A 604-nucleotide genomic window follows, 5' to 3' on the forward strand; every position below is an offset into this window, starting at 1 on the left:
CTGCTGAACCTGCCAGGCGAGGTGTCGTCTGTCGTGACGACGCTCGAGGGCTACAAGATGGCCCGCAACGGGCGCGCCGGCGCGGCGCTGGCCACCGCGGCGCTCGGCTCCTTCTTCGCCGGCTCGGTCGCCACCGTGCTGGTCGCCGCCTCGGGCCCGCTGCTGACGCAGGTGGCGCTGAGCTTCGGCCCGGCCGACTACTKCTCGCTGATGCTCCTCGGCCTGATCATCGCCTGCGTGCTCGCGCAGGGCTCAATCGTGAAGGCCGTCGGTATGGTGGTCTTCGGCGTGGCTCTCGGCCTCGTCGGCACGGACGTGCAGACCGGTCAACAGCGCTTCACCTTCGGCATCCCGGAGCTCTCGGACGGCATTGGCTTCGTGCCGATCGCCATGGGCATGTTCGGCATCGCCGAGATCGTGCTGAACCTCGAGCGGCCTGAATCGCGCTCCGTGATGAGCACCAAGGTGGGCAATCTCTGGCTGACCAAGGAAGAGTTCCGGCGCGCGACCCCGGCCGTGCTTCGCGGCACCATCGTGGGCAGCTTCCTCGGCATCCTGCCGGGCGGTGGCGCGTCGCTGGCGGCCTTCGGCGCCTACATGATGG

Annotated in this window: 1 protein-coding gene; it reads left to right on the forward strand. The window is 69.2% G+C overall.

Annotated features, from left to right (window positions below; translation table 11 throughout):
• Positions 1-604, forward strand: a 604-nt coding sequence (locus AC1DWF_RS36320) for a tripartite tricarboxylate transporter permease (RefSeq protein ID WP_476843290.1), incomplete at both ends; no start/stop codon positions are given.

Source organism: Aminobacter sp. P4_D5 (genome assembly GCF_056401815.1).